At 43.7% G+C, this 24084-nt stretch carries 9 protein-coding genes; 7 read left to right on the top strand and 2 right to left on the bottom strand.

All coding sequences use genetic code 11. The annotated features are described in order from the left end of the window. Positions 1 to 253 precede the first annotated feature (253 nt). The 4 genes from ACFPTP_RS16400 to ACFPTP_RS16385 all read left to right on the top strand — a co-directional run bounded on the left by ACFPTP_RS16400 (position 254) and on the right by ACFPTP_RS16385 (position 11780). Complete coding sequence (locus tag ACFPTP_RS16400; protein WP_381447028.1) at positions 254 to 1960, top strand: DUF4855 domain-containing protein; 1707 nt, start codon at positions 254 to 256, stop codon at positions 1958 to 1960. A gap of 146 nt (positions 1961 to 2106) precedes the next feature. Further along, a complete protein-coding gene (locus ACFPTP_RS16395; protein WP_381447026.1) occupies positions 2107 to 3558 on the top strand; it encodes an O-antigen ligase family protein in 1452 nt (483 codons plus the stop codon). A 321-nt stretch (positions 3559 to 3879) separates the two neighbouring features. Further along, entirely contained in the window at positions 3880 to 6624 is a 2745-nt protein-coding gene (locus ACFPTP_RS16390; RefSeq protein WP_381447023.1) for a phosphodiester glycosidase family protein, read from the top strand. Positions 6625 to 7226: 602 nt separating this feature from the next. Further along, a complete protein-coding gene (locus ACFPTP_RS16385; protein ID WP_381447021.1) occupies positions 7227 to 11780 on the top strand; it encodes a S8 family serine peptidase in 4554 nt (1517 codons plus the stop codon). Between the two features lie 128 nt (positions 11781 to 11908). Here ACFPTP_RS16385 and ACFPTP_RS16380 read toward each other — a convergent pair whose 3' ends face one another. Further along, positions 11909 to 13048, bottom strand: coding sequence for a HupE/UreJ family protein (locus ACFPTP_RS16380; protein ID WP_381447018.1), 1140 nt, complete (start codon positions 13046 to 13048; stop codon positions 11909 to 11911). Positions 13049 to 13289: 241 nt separating this feature from the next. Here ACFPTP_RS16380 and ACFPTP_RS16375 point away from each other — a divergent pair, with 241 nt between their 5' ends. The 3 genes from ACFPTP_RS16375 to ACFPTP_RS16365 all read left to right on the top strand — a co-directional run bounded on the left by ACFPTP_RS16375 (position 13290) and on the right by ACFPTP_RS16365 (position 22561). Next, positions 13290 to 19832, top strand: coding sequence for an S-layer homology domain-containing protein (locus ACFPTP_RS16375; RefSeq protein WP_381447016.1), 6543 nt, complete (start codon positions 13290 to 13292; stop codon positions 19830 to 19832). Between the two features lie 322 nt (positions 19833 to 20154). Then, positions 20155 to 20910: a hypothetical protein gene (locus ACFPTP_RS16370; RefSeq protein ID WP_381447014.1), complete on the top strand. Its 756-nt coding sequence runs from the start codon at positions 20155 to 20157 to the stop codon at positions 20908 to 20910. A 700-nt stretch (positions 20911 to 21610) separates the two neighbouring features. After that, positions 21611 to 22561: a nuclease-related domain-containing protein gene (locus ACFPTP_RS16365; RefSeq protein WP_381447012.1), complete on the top strand. Its 951-nt coding sequence runs from the start codon at positions 21611 to 21613 to the stop codon at positions 22559 to 22561. 379 nt (positions 22562 to 22940) lie between these two features. Here the strand turns inward: ACFPTP_RS16365 and ACFPTP_RS16360 are convergent, their stop codons facing one another. Then, on the bottom strand, positions 22941 to 24008 hold the full coding sequence (locus ACFPTP_RS16360; RefSeq protein ID WP_381447010.1) for an S-layer homology domain-containing protein: 1068 nt from the start codon (positions 24006 to 24008) through the stop codon (positions 22941 to 22943). Positions 24009 to 24084 lie beyond the last annotated feature (76 nt).

Here is a 24084-nt window from a genome sequence, read left to right as displayed (position 1 = left end):
CGAGTGAAACCCTCATTCGGAAGGTATTTTTTTATGCGAAAAAACAAAACACCAAATTATTCCTTCTGACCTTCCAAACAGCAAGCAAATATAGTACTCTAGTAAAAGAGACATCAGAATAAAGGGCTAGATGGTAGCTTGAAAACAAATTTCGTTACTTCACCTTACTTCTGATAGACAACATTTGAAAATGATGGGGAACATTTTAGTTAAAATATTCCTCTCGAACTTGCAAACAGAAGGAGAAGGTGGAATGAAATCATCAAGTAAACAGCTAAGCATCATCATCGTCATTTTGTCCGTATTCATCTTAGGAATGCCTACTGCACAGGCAGCTACATTCAAGGACGTATCGTATCAATATTGGGCATACAAAGATATTGAATTTGTAGCTGAGCATAAAGTCATCAGGGGCTTCGGAGACGGTCACTTCAGACCCGGCCTTGATATTACGAGGAAAGATGCTGCCGTTATGATGACGAGGGCTCTTGATCTCTATACGCTTGAAGGCGAGCCGACCCCGGTGGAGGATTTGCTTCCAACATCTCCGGGCTACGCTGAAATCATGATTGTACTCGAAAACGATTGGCTGTCGCTCGATGAAGGACACTTTAATCCCGACAAGCCATTGACTAGAGACGAAATGTCCAAAATGCTGGCAACAGCTTATCAATACGAAGGAAAAGGCAACAGCTCTTTTACGGATGTTCCGATAGAGGATCCGTATTATCACTACATAGACGCCATTGCAAACGAAGAAGTGACAACAGGTTATAATGACGGTTCATTCCGCCCGAAGGAAAAAGTGACACGCGCCCAGTTCAGCGCATTTCTCTACAGGGTGTACCAAAAGCCGGTCGCCTATGAAGTAAGAAATGGCGGAGAGCTCATCGCTGTCATCCCGAATGTAGACGATGCGATTGAACTGGCACTTGATTATCCGGAAGGGACCGTCCATCCGCAAAGCAATAAATTCGTGGAATACCCACAAACGATCGCGGCAGCGGACAAGACCAATCTGAAGAGCGGTGCCCTCATCTATAACGGATTCAAGGAAATCGAGAAATTCACACCGGAGTTTTTCCAAAACTACTTGAAGACAAAGCCGGTAAACGGCGTTCAACAGGATATGTTTGACACCTTCATCATACTCGGTCTGCGTTACAATGAAAACAGCGACCAATTCGTAGATGGGCCGACGAACCGTGCCAATTACGAGGATTGGAAAACGTACATAGAAAGGACATTCAATTCCGATGGGGCGATCAAAAACCTGAACACGGCAGCTGGTCAAGCAAACCGGAAAGTCGATGTCTATGTCGCGATTCCCTATCCGAAACGGAATGAACCGATCATCAATTTGAACGGTAACGAAGTCGGACGTGATGTGTATGCCCGTTACGACCTTGCGAGCTGGTATGTAAAAGAAGTGATGCAACGCTTCGAAAGCGGCAAGTACGATAATTTGAATTTCAAAGGATTCTACTGGCTTAGCGAAACGGTGCGGACCGTCGACGATGAAGTCATCATTTCATCCATTTCAAGCATTTTGAAGAAGAACGATAAATTCTTCATTTACTCACCGCACGCAACGTCAACGAACTTCTACAAATGGAAGAATTATGGATTTGATGCCGCATTCCTCCAACCGAATGCTTTCCGTGCATCCATTGTTGATAAGGAAGAGCGGCTTCACCGCGCATTCCTGAATGCGCAAATTTACGGTACGGGCATCACAATTGAGATCGACTCCTACCATACCGACAAAGCCGAACAAGGCGTCGAAGCATTCGACCTCTATATGGATATGTCGAAACGGTACGGACTTGACGAAAAAGGCATGATGTTCTATCAAGGGACCAATATGGTGGAACGGATGGCGACATTCGACCACCCGGTATACAAACGTTGGTATGAGCAGCTGACAGGGACTTTTTTCAATAAAGCAGCAATAGAATGAGGAGCGGGCGGGTTTCCCGCTCCTTTTTCATATTCATGCATCCTTTCTCAATCCATAACGTCTTCATATTGGGAAAATAAACTGACGACACGCCCTAGGGCTGTGTTATAATCGAAACGTGAAACAACTATAGAAAGGGTCATACCATGAATCTCAACATCAAAGAACTGACAGTGCCGATTCTAGGAGTACTGCTGCTCGCAGTGGCGCTCGTCATTCCAAATACAATGATTGCTTACGGCATTTCGCTCCTTCTGGCAATCGCGGCATTGTTCCGGCCAAAGCAGGCAATTCTCTTTTTACTGATCTACTTCCCTTTGCGTTCATCTCTGATTGAAGTAAGCCCGGGACTGAAACTGGTCGGCGATCTTGTCATCGTCTTCGCTTTCCTCCGCGTACTTTGGGATGCCAGGAAAGATTGGAAGTCGATCTTCCGTTTCGAAATCTTTGAATGGGCATTTATCGCATTCATGATCATGGGGACCGTTTCGGCATTCCTATCCGGTGTCATCCTGTCGGCGATCATTTTCCAAATCCGCGCATTCGTAATCATGTTCCTTCTACTCTATATCGTGAAAAGACTGGACATTACGAAACGGGATATTGTGAACTTCCTGACGGTCACGTTATTCGTCACGGTTGTCCTGATCATCCAAGGTCTTGTCGAAAAGCTATCCGCCCGTTCCCTTCTCATGCCGGAGCCATGGGTGAATCGCCAGCTATCTAAAAATAACGCCAGCCGTATTTACGGACTTGTCAACAATCCGAATGTGCTTGCCGTCTATTTGACGATTTCCGGCATTCTTATTTACTACCTGAAAACGCTGCTTCCGAAGACGAAAATCCAATGGGTGTTCAATCTCATCCTCGTCGTCCTTGCTGGGACATGGATTCTTACGTATAGCCGCGGCACATGGATCGCCTTCATCATCGGGCTTGTCATCTACTTCCTGTTCACAAGGAATTGGAAGTTTGTCCTGAAATCGGGCCTTGCCGTTGCATTGGGATTCGTCCTCATCACGATGCCGGTAACAAAAGCGGCGCAATGGATCAGTGCAAACACGGAAGTCGGTGAAATAGAACGGACAGGCACGCCTGAAACCGATCAAGCCTTCGCAATCGAAACGTCTCGCATCACGGGGACATTCAAGTCGGACACATTCGAAAAGAGCAAGACGACGGGACGTCTGTTCATCGTCTATAAAGGGCTTGAAATCTTCAAAAGGCATCCGATCATTGGAACGGGCTTCGGTACATTCGGCGATTCTGCTTCAAAAGTGTATTCGTCGCCATACTATAGCCATTATGATGTCCAGTTCAATATCTACTCGGACAACCAATACATCCAGGTCATCACCCAAAACGGGGTAGTGGGCGTCCTCTTGTTCGCCGTCTTCCTATTAGGCATGCTCGTCCTATTCTGGAAGCGCCGCAAACTATCCGACAAAGCCATACCGATGCTAGCGATGCTTATCAGCGTCTACTGGTGCGGCTTCATCTATAACATCTGGGAGGACAAGACGTTCACTCTGTACTTCTACATCTTGACAGCCGTCTTCCTGGCAGTTACTTCAAAGAAAAAAGCAGATTTGCAATAAAAACAGCAAGCCCCGTTTCTGGATCATCCCAGAACCGGGGCATTTCTATTTAATTGCACGAAATACGCATAAATCCATCAAAACACGCATAACTCCTCTTAAAAGTCCATAAATCCCTCCAGACGCGCATAAATCTCCGGAAACACGCATAACTCGCCGAAATTACGCATAAACGCCCCCAAACGCGCATATCCACCTGCTCGCATCCGATTCTCTCCTTTAACTAGTCTAATAGTACTGAAATCTCTTTCAGCTATGGAAATAGAAGAGTTTGAGATTATAATGGACATACACCAAATAATTACAAAGGGGAATGAATAATTGCGTAATCGTACATACCTGTCGAAAATCAGCATCCTATTTCTTGTGATTTTTTTATCAATACCGACTCTAGCCTTTGGTGAAACGCCAGGAAAGACGAAAGTCTCCGGAGGCGTCCAATATGAATATACGAACAAAACAGTAGCAAACAACCCGCAAGCATTCCGCCAGTTGGTCATCGACCTGAATGATCCATTCACGACCGTCGACGTCGGCATCCCGACGCCGCTTAACAAACTGGCACCGACGACGAGCCAGGCAAACGCCTATACAGCACTCGGCCAGCAGGTTGCAGGCGCCATTAACGGCTCCTTCTTCTGGGGATCCGACCAAGGCTATTTGCCGATGTACCTGATCGCCTACCGCGACAGGCTCATGAATGCCGGCATCATCGCGACCGGTAATGACCAATACGTCAGTCGGCCGATCGCTTTCGGCATCGATAGCACTGGCAAAGGGAAGATAGATACATACAATTTAAGTCTATCGTTTAACCATAACGGACAGGATTACCCGATCACGTCGACGGACAAGCACCGCTCGACGAACAATCTGATTCTATACACGCCGCTTTATCCGAAACCGACAACTGAAACGAATGGACTCGGCGTCGAGCTTGTCGTCGAGGTAGTCACAGGCGGGACGGCACTCAACTTCGGTGAAACAGTAACAGCTAAAGTGACGAATAAACTGGTACGCACCGACGCTGCAACGATTCCGAAAAACGGATTTGTCCTGTCGGCTCATGGTGAAGCGGTATCGCTCATCGAAAACATCGGGATCGGCGAAACTATTTTAATCAACGCCAATATCGACGAAAAATGGAAAGGCGCCTCATTCATGCTGACGTCCGGACCTGAACTCGTCAAGGATGGCAAAGTGAACCTCGGCATCGACCCGAATAGCGACCGCGCAAGAGAACGCGCGCCGCGTACGGCGATCGCAATCGACAGGACAGGCACGAAGGTATTCATGGTGACAGTGGACGGACGTCAATCCGGCTATAGCCAAGGACAAAGCTTGAAGGAATTCGCTGAATACCTTGTGTCGATCGGCGCTTACCAGGCACTTAACCTTGACGGTGGCGGCTCCACGACGATGGCAGTCCGCAAACCGGGCGACTTCAATGTCTCCCTATTCAATAGACCATCGGACGGCAGAGAACGCTCCGTCTCGACTTCGCTTTTCGCAGTATCAACTGCACCTGTAGGCACTCCGGCTACTGTCGGAGCCTATTTATCGAAACCGGGCGTCTATTTGAAAGGCACGAAAGGATCCGTTTTAGTAGATTACGTGATGGACAACTATTACAACCCGGTTACGTTCAATAAAGCGGACGTCAAACTAAGCTCTCCGCAAGGGTTGGCAACAGTGAATGGTCTGGAATTCACAGCCCAAAAAGCGGGGACAGGCTCCATCACTGCACAATACAGCGGTGCGACAGCAAACATCCCGTTTGAAGTCGTCGAATCCATCCATGCAGTGAAGCCGTCAAGCGAATCCATCGAAGTGCGGACAGGCGAAAAGAAGACGTTGACTGTAAAAGCGTTTGACAGCAAAAACAGGGAAGTCATCTTCGATCCATCATTAGTGAAGTGGAGCGCTTCCGCGAATATCGGAACCATCACCGCTTCAGGCGTCCTAACAGCAACATCCAAAGAAGGCAAGGGGACAGTGACTGCTACATTAGGTGGCAAAACGGTAACCATCCCGGTGACCATCACAGGTGCATACTACCGCGTGGATAATATGGAATCCCTAGACAATTGGACGTCTTCAGCAACAAACGGAAAAGCGTCCCTATCCATGAATAGCGCGAAGGAGCCGGCGTTCGAAGGTAAAGGCGCATTAAAGCTGACATATGACTTTACAGGCACGACAGGCACGTCCGCTGCATATGTGGACGCAAAAACGCCTATGAGTCTAGCAGGAACACCAGTGAAGCTATCGGCCCGTGTCTATGGCGATGCAGGTAAAACATGGCTGCGCGGTCGCATCCAAGACGGGCAAGGCAAAGAATATACAATCGACTTCACACCTGAAAACGGACTGAAATGGCTCGGCTGGAACTATGTGATGGCCGATATCCCTGCCGCCGCGACAGGCAACATTACACTTAAACAGATCTATATTGCACAACCGACGGATAGCCTGAAAACGAAAGGCAGCATCATGATCGATGATCTGAAGGCGGTCTTCAACGCAGGCTACAAAGAAGGTCTCTTCAAAGATACGGGACTCACATTCCGTGCAGAAAATGAAATCGCGTCACTCGTGAACGAAGGGGTCATTGCAGGCTACGCTGACGGCAATTTCGGCCCTTATCAAGAGTTGACGAGACAGCAAGCGGCAATCCTTCTGTCAAGAGCGCTGAAACTGCCGCTCGATAACGTGACGGATCCAGGCTTCGAAGATATGTCGCCATCGATGACGTTCTACAAAGAAGTGGCGGCAGTCGCAAATATGGGCATCATCCAAGGGAAGGAAAAAGGGAAGAAGTTCGACCCGAACGGCAAATTGACCCGCGCTGAAATGGCTGCCATCCTTCAACGGGGATTCAAGCTTCCGCTCAGTGACCAAAATCACTTCACGGATAGCAATGGAAGCTTCGCAAAAGATGCCATTAATTCTCTAGCATTTAACAATATTACCCAAGGGATTGGCGGAGGAAAATTCGGCCCGGCCCAAAATATTAGCAGAGCTGATTTCTCGGTCTTTTTATACCGTACAATATCATTAAAATAGTAGAAAATTAGTGTTTGAGATTGCAGAAAATTATGGTACACTGTCTGTGTAGAGTTTTTCCTTTAACCTCTTATAGAATTTTTTCAGAGTGGCTTTGGTTGATGAGCGGGAAAAAACCGCGGAGAATTTTCTCCGCGGATTTTTTATGTCATCCTGCTGCCCGAAAGCACTTACCCCACTATGCGGTAAGTGTTTTTTTCAAAGGTGAATTCCTGCCGCAAGACACGAAGACATGTGCACAAGCAGCGAAAATGTTTGTTCATTTAGTAGAAACCTTAAAATAAGTAATAGATCTTTTCATAATTAGTGTAAAGGCAGATAAGTTGTCGTAAATTGTCGACAACTTATCTGCCTTTAATCATATGCCACTGTACAGAACTTGATAGATTAATTATGCAGTATTTTGTAATGTGAAGTAGAAAAAAGTCATTTTGGGACTAAAAAAGAGGAAACTTGTTGAGTATTTCGGACTAATTACCAACATAGAATAAAAGTTTTATTTTTGAGGAAATATATGTATTCAAGTCTGTTAATATATGTTATATTCCAATTATCACTCTAGTTCAACGAGTGTAAATAATATGTCGTAAGGGGGAAATATATTGAAGAGAAAACAGTTTCATAGGTTCTTCAGCGCGATCATGGCGTTAGCCATGGTCTTTACGATGCTGGCTCCGATGAATGCGTCCGCCAATGCGGATGCAAAACCAGTAAAACAAAATGGCATAATTGAAAGTGATTCGCAAGCAGAAGCTGCGATTGCTGAACAATTAGCTATATTAGCAGGACCAGCCACGCTACATGAAGATTTGCAAGGTTTATCGGGTGAACAAGAAGTAGACGTAATTGTACATCTATCTGAAAAACCTGTTGCCCTTGAAAAAGGGATTAAAGAATTGACAGGCAAAAAATTCACTAAAGCTGAAGGTGCTTCAGTTGAAAAGAAGGTAAATGCACAACATAGTCAAGTAAAAAAATCAATGACAGCAAATAACATTAAGTTCAAAGAAGGTTACTCCTTCGATACAGTCCTAAATGGATTTGCTGCTACTGTCAAAGCCAACGATTTGGCGAAACTTCTTAAAATCAATGGCGTCGTTCTCATTGAACCGGATGAAATGAGATACGCACTTGGTAATCCATCTAAAAACGATGGACAAGTCGATGCAGCGATGTCGACAAGTGTACCTTTCCTCGGAATAGAAAATCTTTGGAAAAATGGGATTGAGGGGAAAGGTATTAAAGTCGGTGTCCTAGACACGGGTATCGACTACAATCACCCTGAATTTAAAGATGTATACAAGGGTGGTAAGAACTATATTGTTCACAATAGCCAATATTCACGGCCGCGTGCTGATGACGATCCATATGAAACATCTCCATTGGATCGTGCTTCAACAACACCTGAATTCAATACACAAGGTAGCTCATTCTACACATCTCACGGTACGCACGTTGCGGGTACAATTGCAGCAATCGGTGCAAATGAATACAACATTAAAGGAATTGCACCTAAAGTGGAACTGTACGCATACCGTGTACTCGGCGGCTATGGCAGTGGTGCTACGGCGGGCATCATTAAAGCGATTGACGATTCCGTTAAAGACGGCATGGACGTCATTAACTTATCACTTGGGGGATCTTCAAACAGTTCAACTGCATCTGATGCAATTGCGATTAACAATGCGATGCTAGGTGGAACGGTTGCTGTTGTTGCTACAGGTAACTCTGGACCGAACCGTGGAACAATCGGAAATCCTTCAACAGCAGCGCTTGGCATTGCTGTCGGGAACTCCACGAATCCTGAGAGTATGTATGAAGCAAGTGTTACTGTTAAGGCTGGATCTTACGACAATACATCAATCATTAAATTGATGGGTGTTAAATTTGGTCAAGATGTAACAAAAGCGTTGGAAGGTGAATTTGACGTCGTCTCAATTCCTGGCGTAGGTAATCCTAAAGATTTCACGGGTATTGATGTAAAAGGCAAAGTAGCGCTCATTTCCCGTGGGGACATTGCGTTTGTTGATAAGATTGCTAACGCAAAAGCTGCAGGAGCGAAAATCGTGCTAATTCATAACTCACAAACTGGGACGGGTTCACCGGGACCGGCAAATGTATTCCTTGGTGACTCATTCGACTTCATTCCTGCGTTTGATATGTCTTATACTGAAGGAAAAGCACTTCGCGATGCATTAACAGCAGCTGGAACAGGAAAAGTGTCATTCAGCAACGTTACATCTACGAAAACGACTGGTGATGAGATAAACTCCTCCAGCTCGCGCGGACCAGCAAATCCTGACTTCGACATTAAACCGGACGTAGTTGCACCAGGGACAAACATCATGTCTTCAGTACCTGCCTATGGAAAAGATTATCCGGATGCTGATTATAGCGAGTCTTATGATAGGTATACAGGTACTTCAATGGCGACTCCGCACATTGCAGCAATCGCTGCTTTAATTCGTCAGGCAAATCCTACATGGACTCCATTCGATGTGAAAGTGGCCCTTTCGAATACCGCAAAAGTATTGGATAAAAAGTTTGATGTATTCGCACAAGGTCCTGGACGCGTCCAGGCTTACGAAGCGGCATATCCGACAATCCTTGCTTATGCACTTGGTAAAACAACCTTTAGCGGTAAAGAAGTGAATAACGAAAAAGGTACAGTGACGTTTGGTAGAGTAGGTCAAGTGAGAGACGTCGACATTACAGTAAAGAAACAAATTCGCGTTGAAGATTTTGCCGGCAAAGGCGGAGACTACACAGTTCGAGTTGAAACGACGAAAGCATTTAACAATGCAAAGATTACTGTCGACAAATCAGCATTTACATTGAATGGTACTGAAATGCTTGAATTGACATTGACTATGCCAAAAACACCAACAGTAAAAGCTGGCGATGAATTATTAGGTTATATTTATATAGAGGGGAATGGCACACAAATTTCATTGCCATTTGCCGCTGACTTCTCGCCGTTAGTGTTACCTACGGGTGTACATTACGTCAAGCTTGCTGGTCATGATGTATCATTTACTGGAAAGGATGCGAAGAATTCAACATCTGTCTCGTTCCAGTTGGTAGGGAATTATGGTAACAACTACATTGGGTTACATGATTTGTTGAGCGACGATTTCGAAGATGACATGGGCTATATAAGCTATTCTACAACTCGCCGAGCTGGTACCTATACGCTCCCAATTACAGGCACGTACACGAATTGGGATAATCAGGCAGCAGGGTTAGTGCCAATTCCGGAAGGCGTTTATCTTACTGCGTTTTATGCACAATTGTCTACTGGGACAAGGGCATGGTACGGTGATATTGATTTTGAACCACTTTTCGTAGTAAACAGTCCTGCGACAGTTGAAACTGCTGAATCGCATACTACAGTCGGATCGAACTACACGTTCAACGGAACAATCGTTGATAAATATATCGATTATCAAGAACCTCTAGATGAGGTCGGATTCGGTTTCGACCTGTATAAAAAGCTATTCGTTACGTATGAATTAACGAATGCTGACGGAGAAAAAGTCACAGAAGGTACTGTAAACTTCAAGAAAGACGGTACATTCTCACTCAACCTTACTAACTTAACACCAGGTGAAAATACAGTTAAGGTTTATGTAGACGATGCGGCAGGAAATAAGACTGAATATGAATATACAGTGGAAGCTGAAGAAGCACCTGTTCCTGTTATTACACTATCAGTTGATCAATCTGAAATTTCAATAGAAAAAGGAAAAACTGCAACTATCAATGTGACAGAAACGTCAACGCTGGAAGGGGTTTCAACAGACACAGATGTGACAACTGAAGCAGAATACATTGTTGGAGAAGATGCAATTGTATCTGTTGAAAAAGGCGTCATCACAGCGAAAGCAACAGGTGAAACGACAATTACAATTACTCACGGCGATAACTCTGTAACGGTAAACGTTACTGTAACAAAGCCGGCACCAGGCATTACACTGTCAGTAGATAAGACAGATATTTCGATTGAAAAAGGCAAAACCGCAACAGTCGTAGTGACAGAAACAACTACGTCGGAAGACGAGTCTGAAGACAAAGATGTAACAGCAGATGCAGAATACGTTGTTGAAGACGATACAATCGTATCTGTTGAAGCGGGCGTTATCACAGCGGTCGCAACGGGTGAAACGACAATTACAATTACTCACGGTGATAACTCTGTAACGGTAAACGTTACTGTAACAAAGCCGGCACCAAGCATCACACTGTCGGTAGATAAGAAAGACATTTCAATTGAAAAAGGCAAAACCGCAACAGTCAAAGTGACAGAAACAACTACGTCAGAAGACGAGTCTTCAGACAAAGATGTAACAGCAGAAGCGACATATAAAGCGGCGGATGATTCGGTCATAACTGTCGAAAAAGGCGTAATAACAGCAAAAGCGGCAGGTAAGACTACAATCACAGTCACTTATGGAGAAAACACTGCGACAGTTAACGTCACAGTTACAAATCCTGTAGTTGTAAACCCTGGAAATGGTGGCGGTGGATACATCCCACCAACGCCGGTAGATCCAAAACCGACAGAGCCAGAACCAGTCAAACCGGATCCAGTCAAACCTGAACCGGTAACACCTGTAAAGTATACGGATGTACATGCAGGCTACTGGGCGGAACAATATATTCAAAAAGCTGTACAAATGGGAGTCTTCAAAGGCTACAAGGACGGTTCATTCAAACCGCATGATCAGTTGACACGTTCGCAAGCCGCGGCATTGATTACCCGTGTATTGGGACTTCAAGCAGATGAAGCAGCACCTTTCAATGACATCAAAAACTTGAGCAAAGAAACACAAGCGGAAATTGCGGCTGCTTACAAATACGGGATCATAAAAGGTCAGAATGGCAAATTCAAACCTTCGGAAAATATGACTCGTGCACAAATCGCGTTGATGATTGCCCGTGCATATGAAACCAAAACAGGTGAATCATACAAGCCGGCGGCAAAAGCACCGTTTTCCGACATCGGCAACTACAATGCGGAAACAGTAAACGCTATTTCAATGTTGTATGAGCTGAAAATCATTACTGGATCTAATGGAAAATTCATGCCGCAAGACCCGACAACACGTGCAGAAGCTGCAAAGATCTTCGTTAACTTAATGGAGAAACTTCAGTAAGTATTGAGTCGGATGGATATGAGTCCGGAAAATGAAAACAACAACATGATAACAAAACACGAACCCCCAACTGCATCCTTACAGATGCAGTTGGGGGTTCGATTAGGTTTTCATAGCAATATATGCGATTAGAAGAATAATTGTTGAACTAAGAAGTATGCACCGCTTATTACGATAAACCCAGAAATGATTTGAATAACTTTTAATGAATTATTCATCTTATGCAAATAAAACAGGATGGGCAAACATAATAGGACAATACCGACTTGTATGACTTCAATACCAATATTGAAACTGACTAATGCAACTGCCAGTTGGCTTTTTGGTAACGCCATTTCCTTTAATAAATCCGCAAATCCTAATCCGTGAATAAGTCCGAACGCGAAAGTGAGTCCCCAACGGTATTGGATTTTCTTACGGAATATATTTTCCAGGGCCACGTAAATAATACTTAGAGCAATTACAGACTCTACAAATAGCGATGGAAGGTTCACGATATCTAAAACAGACAAACTTAACGTGATGCTATGAGCAATTGTGAATGCAGTAACGATTCCGATATATTGTTTCAAAGTTTGCTTCCTTAAAAGTAATGCAATTAAAAACAATAGATGATCATAACCTTCTAAAATATGAATCATCCCTAATTTGAAAAAGGAGAACCAGGCAGAACCACTTTTTGTTGGTGTGCTAACATCTCCCAAGTCATCCATACCTTGTTCTTGTTGCACTTCAGAAATTAAGATTGTCCAGTTACGCTCGTTTCCTTGAAGGACGGTGGTGCTCGTCTGACCTTCATATGTAGCTGTTACTAAATTAATGTAATTTGTATTCCGATCGCCTACAAAGAATCCGTCAAGAAATGTAAATGTATCGCCAGGCGAAAATCCATCGTAAGTTAAATACAATTGCACATATTGTTTACTATCTTTCTCGATGAGCTCCATTTTCAATAGCTCTGGCGTCAATTCTTGGCTTCCGAAGTCAACTGCAATTGTTTCGGTTACCAATTCTTCAATTTCATGCTCTTCTTCAACTAATTCGGATGGCTCTAACTGATTATCACCATCCGGATCAAGTGATTCGATATTTTCAATTAGGGACAGGCTATCAATCATAAATACGACTTCTGTTTTATCTCTGTCTATCGTAATATTTGTGAAACTCGCGCTGTAGGGATGAGCAAAAGCTTTATCAGGAACTATCAACACGACCATTACTATGAAAATAAACATAGACTTAATTAGTTGTAAGATTAGATTTTTCACGATCTTCCTCCAGTAGAGCACCGTTGGCACAATATTTCCTACTATCTTACCAATAGATATTGAAAATGAAAATACCTAAAACGTTAGCACTACTGCTAAACCACTATTAAATTAATGTAAATGCAGTTTTGAATATTCCTTTCTTCTCCAATCTTAGGTAAAATGAATGATGGAAACACATTTTTTAAGATGAAGTCTTGAATTGCAGTGACAAAACCAAACTAAAGTAGGGGGAAAGGGAATGAGAAGACGAAGGACGGGAAGTAAGCGTTTTCAAGGCATAATGCTTTCGATTGTTCTCCTATTAGGTACATTTTTACCGCTTATAGGAACACAACAAGTACATGCCCAAATTGCCGAACAAATTGTCATTAGTCAAGTATATGGAGCAGGTGGCAACAGTGGTGCGCTATTTACCCATGACTTTATTGAGCTGTATAACCCAACGAATGAGGAGGTCTCGTTAGACGGCTGGTCAGTTCAATATGCTAGTTCAACTGGATCCACTTGGGCAGTAACGGAGCTCAAAGGTACGGTTAAAGCAAATGGATACTTCTTAATTAGCGAAGCTGGAGGTGCTAATGGAACTCCAATTCCAACAGCTGATGTTACCGGTGGGATTGCGATGGCTGCCGCTTCTGGAAAAGTGGCGTTAGTAAAAGACTCCACCGCGCCGCTCGCTGGCACTCTACCGACAAACTCGAAAGGAGTCGTCGACTTTGTTGGTTTTGGAACGGCGGCTAATGGATTTGAAGGTTCGGGTCCAACTAAGAATTTAAGTACAACATTGAGTGCACAGCGTCAGTCATATGCCGGAATGGGAGTTGTCCCTGGTCTTGGAAATGGATGGGATACGGATGACAATGCAAGTGATTTTATAACCGGCTCTCCCAAACCACGTAATACAAAAAGCCCTACAGAAAAATTCGAATTGAACGAAACGGTACAGCCGATTGCTGACCGAATTCAATTTAAACAAGAAGGTACACAAATCACTGTAACTGCAGAGGCAGGGACAGTTCCAGAAGCGGCAACCGTAAATTTCTATGCAACTGCTTCCAAAGAAGAATCGTTATCAACTGGACAAGCTGAAGAGGATGGATCATTCAGCGCTTCATTCACTTCGAATAAAGCATTATCAAATCTTTACATTACAGCAACATCTTCGGACAAGCCCGAAAGTAAAACAACAATTGTTGATGTGGCGAAAGCGACAGCTTCACTTAAAATTGCAGATTTAAGCTATATGGTTGATAATCAAGGCAATGGTACATTAATCGGAACGAAAGCCGCACTTGCTAAAGCTCGTATAAATGTATATACAAACGCTGATGCAAAAGTGGAAGATCGATTAACTGCGACAGATAACCAAGCTGTCTTTGCAGATACAACAGGCGGATTTACAGCTACATTTAAAAATGCGCCAAATACAATCTATGTAACTCAACAAAACTATACTGCTAAAGGAATTATGTTAGAAAGTACTTCCGTAGCAATCTCAAAAGCATCAAATGACGAAATAACAGCGATTGAAGATGTCCGGAAATCCGACACACAAGGGAAACCTGTAAACTTGAACAAGTTTTTCACGATTACAGGAGTCGTGACGTTTGAAAACGGAATTCTAGGTACGCAAAAAAGTAACTTCTTTTTACAAGATGAAACAGCTGGGATCAATATATTCGGTAACTTTGATCACAAACTAAAAATTAACCGCGGAGACCGTTTAAAGGTTTCAGGTAAAGTGATTTTCTACAACGGTCTTACTGAGTTTGAAGTGACGGCTTTGGAACGCCTTGATGAAGGGCAGGCATTACCAGCCCCTCATGAGTTAACGATTCTAGATATGACAACGTTTAACATCGTTGAACCTCTTGAAGGAAGTTTAGCGACTGTTAGCGGGAAAGTGACAGCATCATCACTTTCTGGTGCCGGTTATAACGTAACAATTGCAGATGACAATGGAAAAACAACATTACTGCGTGTTATGACGGCAACAAATATTAATATGGAAACAGATATTGTTGTGAATAAAAGCTACACATTCACAGGTGTCATCGGTCAATATACGACCAAAGCGACAGCAAATGATGGCTACCAATTGAACTTGCGTGACAAAGATGATATTGCATCAATCCTAGGCTTATCACACCAGAAACTAACAACTGCATACAAAGATACAAACATTTCGTTCGAAGCTTTTGCAGATGGAGCACAGTCCGTCACTGTTTTTTATCGGAATCTTGGCGGATACACATACAGTGAGCTGCCAATGTCAGGCGATTCGCAAGGTCGTTACACAGCCATCTTGGATTACACAAAAATCACTGGCGATGGATTCGAATACTATATCGAAGCAAAAGCAGGTGAAAAGAGCAAATATGCTGGGTCTAGCGATGTACCTTTTAAAGTAACATTCGTGGAAGATGAAGAAGGCCCCAACATCTATGCAGAAACGCCTTCCGAAGGTGTTAAAGTTGAAACGCCACGTCCGGAAATTTCAGTATTAATGGAAGATCCGAGTGGTGTGAATGAAGCTACAGTTGAAGTTTATCTTGACGGTGAAAAAGTTACAGGTGCCTCCATATCTAAAACCCAAGTAAAGTTCACGCCGGATAAGGATTTGGAAGTAGCTGTTCATACAGTGAAGGTATCCGCTGAAGATATGAAGGGTAATGGCAGCGAAAAACAATGGACGTTTGAAGTCGTCCCTCGTTTTACGGGTGGAAACCACTATCGGGGCACAACACATAACCATACGAACATTTCTCATGATGCAACAGGTACACCGGAAGATGCATTAAAAGCCGGCAAAAAATACGGTTATGATTTCTTTGCTTTCTCTGATCACTCACACGATATCGATCCCGATTTACTTGGACAGGATACAGTAGATCATAAAGGGCTTCCCGAGCGTACAGGCGCGGGCGGTGTAGATTGGAAAACAACGAAAGACTTAGCAAATCAATATACAAAAGACGGGGAATATGTAGTTTTCCCGGCGTTTGAAATGACTGCAACAACTTGGGGTCACTCAAACGTATTCGGCACAGAAAATTTCATTGACCGAAATGTGAACGGCAAGTTGTACCAAGACTTAAGCCAATATTATGCATGGGTATTGACATATGATGACGTTGTTGCACAATTCAATCACCCGGATATGGGGAAAGATGCATTCAATAACTTCAAACCATATGACAAAGAATTGGATAAATTATTTACGATGCTAGAAGTAGGGAACGGTTCAGGAAACTATGGCTATGCCAATGCGGAAAAGAAATTCTTCTCAGCGTTGGATCTTGGCTGGCACGTCGCACCGACTTATGGGGAAGATAACCACGACGGGACATGGGGAAAAACGAACAAACGTACAGTTATCGTTTCGGATGAATTGACTCAAGAATCGCTGTTACAGTCAATGCGCAATATGCGCGTTTATATGTCCGAAGATCCGAACTTTGAAATGGATGTTTTAGCGAATGGCTATTATATGGGATCTACAGTTGATAGTAAAACGCTTGAATTCAATATTTCGGGTACAGACGAAGTGGCTGAGTCAAGAACGAATGGCTATGACTATTTATCAAATACGTATACGTCCGATGACCGTGTGAAATTAGTAGAGCTAGTTACTAACGGAGGTAAAGTGGTTGGTACGTATGCTCCACTGACAACGGATTTCAACTGGAAACCAACATACACAGTAGAAAGTGGCCAGCAATGGTTTGTCGTTCGTGTAACGCAAATGGACGGAGAACGTGCTTACTCTGCGCCAATTTGGTCAAAAGAAGAAACAGTTGACGTAAAAGTGAATAGTATCGACATTGATGGCGGTGTCATCATCGCAGGCAATCCCGCTACATTCAAAACGACGGTTGGAAACTTCGGAACACAAATGATCAATAATCTTAAAGTAGATCTATATCTTGATGAAGTGATTGAGGCAAAGCGTATCGGAACGAGTCATATACCATCCATTGTGGCGAAAGGTGCAGGAGTTGCAACCATTAAGTGGGATACACCGACGGGTGGGGATTATAACATTATCGCAGTCGTAACATCCAATGAGGGGGCCGATTTAGGTGACATTCGATTCACCTTACCTGTCCATGTGAAACAACCAAATGGGATGACGATTTTAATTGATGCGAAGCACGGTAATGAAAACTCCAGCGGAGACTCGGGGACATATAAAGATAATTTAAAAGACTTCACGCTTCTTCTTCAAAAAGAAGGCTATAAAGTGGTTGAAAATAAAGTGGAAATTACTGCCGATACGTTGAAAAACGTTCAAGTGCTGGTAATCACACATCCGAGAACAGCTCTTACTGCAAATGAACAAAAGGCAGTTGGTGATTTTGTAAAAGCTGGAGGTTCATTACTTTACACTGGCAAGAGCAATAATGGCTCGACGGATTCTACGATTAGCAATGCACTTTTTGCTGAAATTGGAACAGATATCCGAACGAGTCACGACGGTGTATTCGACCTTAGCAAAAAAGGTAACTTTTGGAGTGACCCGACAGTTAGTCCATTTGCTGTGCGTGCTTACCCGGATCCAGTAGACAATTATATAACGGACCGCGTACCGTTTATAGATTATTACAGTGGATCCAGTCTTCAAGGAACGAATAACACAGCCCTTAAGGAAACTGGTACAGTAAAATTCCTTGTTAAAGGAAATGAAACAACATATCAAGGGAATATAAAAAATGGAAGTTACGTATATGACGACGTATCGGATGATCATGGTGGTTCAGCAATTCCGTTAATCGCCTCAGATGAAATTGGAGATAAAGGGCGAATTATCGTCTCTGGGATGAATATCTTCAATGACAAACAGATGGATGAATCATATGAACCAAAAGGTAACGTACAATTTGCAGTAAATGCAGTCAACTGGTTAGCGCATCAGGAAACTAAAATTACAGCTATTGGTGATGCTCGGGGACTTGCGGAGGATACGGATGTGGTCATAGAAGGAACAGTGACTACGGCTGCTGGTGTATTCTTCGACGCATTCTACTTGCAAGATGAAACAGGTGGAATCATGGCATTTAATGAAGTGCCAGCAGGATCTTTGAAGTTAGGCGATAAAGTACGTATTTATGGTCAAATCATCACATTTGAAAATAACAAAGAGATTGCATTCTCCAAGTTCGATTTGGATGTTATTAAACTAGGACATGGCACTGAAATTCAACCAAAAGAAGTTCCAACCGGAGAAGCAACAAATGATGAAAATCAAGGGCTGTTAGTGAAGACGACCGGTAAAGTGGTTTCCATTTCTGAGGATAGAAGTTCTTACTCTATCAATGATGGGTCTGGCGAGTTAATTGTCTTCGTCGATGGGTACATCGTAAATCAGTCGGGACCTATTCCAAGTATGAAGGTCGGCGATACACTTGAAGCAGTCGGCTTATCAGGCAATTTCGCCGGCGGTTCACGTATTCGTGTGCGTGATACGAAAGAATTGAAAGTGACAGAAGGCACTGGCGAAGTCGAACCAGTTATCACATTAGAAGTTGATAAAGAATTGCTAGAATTGACAAAAGGCGACACTGCTCAGCTTACTGTGACACAGGTTACTAATGTTGACGGTGAAGTGACAAAAGTACCGGTTACGAATCTAGCTACCTACACAATTTCTGATGAAAATATTGTCACGGTATCCGAAGGAATGGTAATGGCAGTTGGAGTAGGAACTGCAACAATCACCGTTTCGTACGAAGAGCAAACAGCAACAGTAACAGTAGTGGTAACGGAAGGAATTGTAGATCCGGATCCAGATCCAGACCCAGACCCAGACCCAGATCCAGACCCAGATCCAGATCCAGATCCAGATCCAGATCCAGATCCTCAACCTGAAGCTATCGTTACACTTTCGGTAGATGAAACAGATCTCATAATCGAAAAAGGAAAAACGGTAACTGTCAAAGTGACAGAAACGACAACTGTCGAAGGGGAGTCAACAGTCAATGAAGTGACGACAGAAGCAGAATATGAAGTGGCGGATGATTCGATCGTAACTGTCGATAAAGGCATCATCACAGCAAAAGCGGCTGGTACAACAACAATTACCATCACTTATAAAGGAAATACTGCAACACTGACCGTCACTGTCAAAAGCCCAGGAAATGGAGGCGGCGGATATATCCCGCCAACACCAGTAGATCCAAAACCGACAGAGCCAGATCCGGTTAAACCTGACCCAATCGACCCTGCGCCAGTAACGCCTGTAACCTTTACGGACGTATCAGCAGGTTACTGGGCAGAACTATATATTCAAAAAGCTGTACAAATGGGAGTCTTCAAAGGCTACAAGGACGGTTCATTCAAGCCGCATGATCAGTTGACACGTTCGCAGGCAGCTGCCTTGATTACCCGTGCATTGGGACTGCAAACAGATGAAGCAGCACCATTCAAAGACATTAAAAACTTGAGTAAAGAAACACAAGCTGAAATTGCGGCCGCCTACAAATACGGGATTGTCAAAGGGGTTAATGGCGAATTCAGGTCTTCGGAAAATGTGACACGTGCTCAAATCGCATTAATGATTGCACGTGCACATGAACTCAAAACAGGCACAAAATACAAACCGATGGCAATTGCACCGTTCTCCGACATCGGCAATTACAATGAGGAAACAGTAAATGCTATTTCAATGTTGTATGAGCTAAGAATCGTAGAAGGATCTAATGGAAAATTCATGCCGCAAAACCCGACAACACGTGCAGAAGCTGCGAAGATTTTCGTCAATTTTGCAGAACTTCTAAAGTAAGTTGGCCAACCCACCTCAGCCGCATCTACTGATTAGATGCAGCTGGGGTATTTTGTATCGAAGTCCACGTAAAATTTCAAATTCACATGGTAATTAGCACTTACACATTGAAATAGCAATTTCAATAAAGGTGTCTAACGTTATATACGCTAATAAATCTGAAACCGTGCTCCTGCAACCGAAAATGTGCTCATAATTAACTTACCTAAAGGCCCGTTCTATCACTGACCTCACCGAAAAGCGACAATATTCATCATCTTTCGCTACCCTGTTCTACTATTTCATGATAAACTGCTAGTATCATATAAGGGCGGGTGTTTGTATGAAGAAAAAATGGAAAATTACAATAGCTGTTGTGTTGGCACTCGTTTTAGGTGCAGGGGCTTATTTAGCGTACATATTGAAGTTCAAAGAATACGATGTGGCGGATGAAGAGGTGGAAGAGATCATCGCAAATCCATATGAAATCGAACTTCCGGATGGAACAAAGCTAGTCATTGGTGAAGATGGAACCGTTTCCGGTTTGGATGAGGAAAAGAGCGATGGACAAGAAGGCGATTCTGAAGGAGACTCTATTAGCGAAGCAAGTAAAAATGCCAAAGATTCGGGTCAAACGACTTCAACTGGCAATAATAAAGCTGGCGTGACACCGCCGAAAAGCGATTCGAAAGGAACGTCCTCGAAACAAAACAAGCAGCCAGTAAGTACGACGGAAACGAAGAAGAAAGTTACTGTTGCCGAGGTGAAAGGGAAGTACGAGCCTGTATTCAGGCAGCTTGAAGGGCAAGCCGACAGTAAAATCAATGCATTGATCGGCCGGGCGAAAAATGAGTACTCCGATAAGAAGACGAATGGCGAAAGCATCAACTACGGCTACTTCTATAATAAATACATGAGTGCCGCGAACAGCTTGGAAGCAAATACAGATGCGGCGTTTTACGGTGTAATTAAGGCATTGGAATCTGAATTGGCGGCGAATGGCTACAATAAATCGTACGCTCAAAGTTTTATCGATGAATATGAAGCAACGAAAAAAGTCCGCCGCGATGGCATTTTGAAGAAAGCTATCGGAAGCTAAACAGTTGAAAACCGCGTGAGTCCTCATGATGTGGACTTGCGCGGTTTGCTTTTTGGGGATCTACGTTTGGCAAGGTTGATCTGGGTGAGATGGTAGCTGATTAAAAATGTAAATGATCCGGACATGTCCAATAGTACGTCTTTGGAAGAGAGTGGCTGCCATGTGCTGGCGCTCATAAAATCTGTTTAGCGCTCGTAAATTGGCTCCGACGCTCGTAAAATCTGTTTTGCGCTCATAAATTGGCTCTGGCGCTCATAAAATCTGTTTTGCGCTCGTAAATTGGCTCCGACGCTCGTAAATTTCATTTAGCGCTCGTAAATTGACTCATGCGCTCGTATATCTTCCCCCGCGCTCGTAAATTTAGTTGCACGCTCGTAAAACTCTCCATGCGCTCGTAAGTTCGAGCTCCCAGCCCATAACTCCTCCTGCCATGCATATAAAAGCTTGGCATGATATCTTCCTGCAAGCAAACCCCAATTTGACAAAAACAATCTGCGCAAGTGGGGTAACTCCAGATTAAAACAACCGCCTGCGTGCATATTAATCTTCCTGAAAAAACATAAAAAAAACTAAAAATCAAATTTAAAACCCCAAAAAGCCTCTAAAATCAAATTTTTACCGCGCTTTTCCCCGAGAATTCAAGTTATTGTCGTTTTGGAAAAATTATACATACATGTTATAATCTATCCGAGGTGATAGAATGCTGTATAAAAAACGGAAGAAGCCGTTGGCAATGCTCGGTTTGCAGGCACTGTTGAGGCGTTTGCCTAAAAACCATCAACAATACATCAGGATCTTAGAGGATTTTCGAAAAAGGGATGCTGGATTTTCGGGTGAGGTAAACTTCGACAAGCATATCAAAGAGTTTCGACCATCTTATCCTTATGGTCTACTGCATGATGTTTGCCTTAATCATGATGGTGTCTTCTTTCAAATGGACTCCCTGCTGATTACACCCGCAAGTATTGTCATTTTTGAAATCAAAAACCTGGGAGGCAAGATTGTAGTCAAAGCGAATCCCACTCAGTTCATTCAAGAAAACAATGGAGAGCGCAAGGTGATCCAAAGTCCGATTACAGAGCTTGACCGCAAAATAATCTTCCTCAATAGGTGGCTGGAGGATAGGGGATTCAACATTCCTATAAGAGGGCTGGTGGGCTTAGCGTTCACTAACGAGCTGTTCATAGAGGAACAGACTAGTACTCCGATTGTGTTCACGCATGAAATCCCGATACTCCTTTATGGAATGGCTCTCGATGGTGAAAAACTTGGGAGGCGGGAAATCGGTAAAATTGCAAATGAGATGACGAGGGGACATCAGGAGTACAATCCATTTCCGATGATTCGGGCGATGGATATACCGAAGAGTGATATTTTAACAGGTGTTATCTGTCCGAATTGCAATCGGCGTGGTATGGAATGGCTTGAGAAAAAGTGGATTTGTATAGCTTGCGGCCTCAATGCAATAGATTGCCATCATCAGTTGATCAATGAATGGTTCTACCTGATTGACGATAAAATGACAAACGGCAATTTCCGTAGGTTTGCCGGGATCAAAAACCGTCATATTTCAAAAAGGATTTTGCGGAAATCGGGTCTTCGAATGAAGGGGAATGGAAAGGCTGCTGTATATTTTAGGGAATCTCCTTAGAATGCAAGAAAGCGTTCTAAGGGGGATTCTTTTTGATAAGACTATTAAAATGTCAAAAGCATTTGGCGCGAGAGGGACTACTATGTGTATTATGGCTATTCCGCGATTACGACATTCGGCTACGCGCTCATAAAACCGGGTCAAGCGCTCGTAAATCTAGTGCCGCGCTCGTAAAATTGCCACTGCTCTCATAAATTCCGCCTTGCGCTCGTAAAATTACATCCACGCTCGTAAATCCGCCCGCGCGCTCGTAAAATTACATCAACGCTCGTAAATTCCCCCAAGAGCTCATTAACTCCACTCTCACGCCCATAAACCCAACCACATACCACCAAAAAAATCCCCCGGCAGCTACAGCTGCCGGGGGATCCCCACTCCATCACTTAAACACACGAAGATTCACATTGAAATACTCCCAGAATTCGATGCCTTCGCTATAGCCGAAGAGCGTGACTTTGATGTTGTTCGCTACCAGGTCGCCATTTGATTTGTCGCTAGGTTCTTTGAGCAGCCAAACCATTTCGTCTTGAACTTTTTGCTTGGCTGCAGCGCGGTTATCGACAACATTAATGAGGTCATTATCCACGATGCGGATATCTGTTACACCAAGTGCAGGGAGTTTGTCAGAGAAGAATCCGAGCTCTTGGATTGCTTTAATGCCTTCTCCGAGATCATAAGCTGTCATTGTCAATGTGCCGGATTCTGGATCGAAGGATGCTTCCGCAACTTTTTTGCCGTCTTTTTCAACGATGCCATTTTCAAGAACGACGGAGCGGATTTTCGCTTTTGTTTCGTCCACAATCTGTGCGACTTTCTCAAAGTTTTCTGAGCGCACAACGAATGAAGCGATTTGTGCGCGGGTAACGTTTGCATTCGGCTCATACGTATTTGCCGTTCTGCCTTTCGTCACTTTGTTTTCGACGAGTGAGCGGATATGGTCGGCATACCATGCAGAATTACTAACGTCCACGAACGGATTATCCAGTTTTGCCTCCAATGGTAGTTTATAGCTTAAGTCAAGGATCTTCGAGATTTCCGCTCGTGTCATTTTCGCATCAGGCCGGAAAGTGCCATCATCAAATCCGTTGATGTAGCCAGCATTTGCAAGTGCTACAACATAGCCGTAGTGCCATTGTTTTTCATTGACATCTTTGAAGCCGGGATTTTTCACATTTGTCGTATTCAAACCAAGGGATAAGGCAAGGATTTTTGATGCTTGTGCACGCGTCAACTCCGCGCCCGGTCGGAAAGTGCCATCTCCAAATCCTTGGATGATGCCCCGTTCTGCCAAGTTGATAATTGCATCGTGGTGTTCGGATTCTTTTCCAACATCCTTGAAAGAAGTGACTGCCGCGTCAGCCGGAGCGGGCGCAGCTACAACAATCGCTCCTGCCGCCACCGATAAAGATAATGCCGTTAAAAAAGACTTTCTTGCTGAATTGTTCATTTGTTTCCCTCCAATTGTTTGAATTGAATTGTGATAAAAATGAATATTCGCACTTACCATAGCATAATAGATTCCC

Origin of the sequence: Sporosarcina koreensis (assembly GCF_042655825.1) — a bacterium.
GTDB classification, from domain to species: Bacteria; Bacillota; Bacilli; order Bacillales_A; family Planococcaceae; genus Sporosarcina; species Sporosarcina koreensis.
The sequence above is the reverse complement of the archived record's forward strand: the minus strand, read 5'-3'. Positions and strand labels throughout refer to the sequence as shown.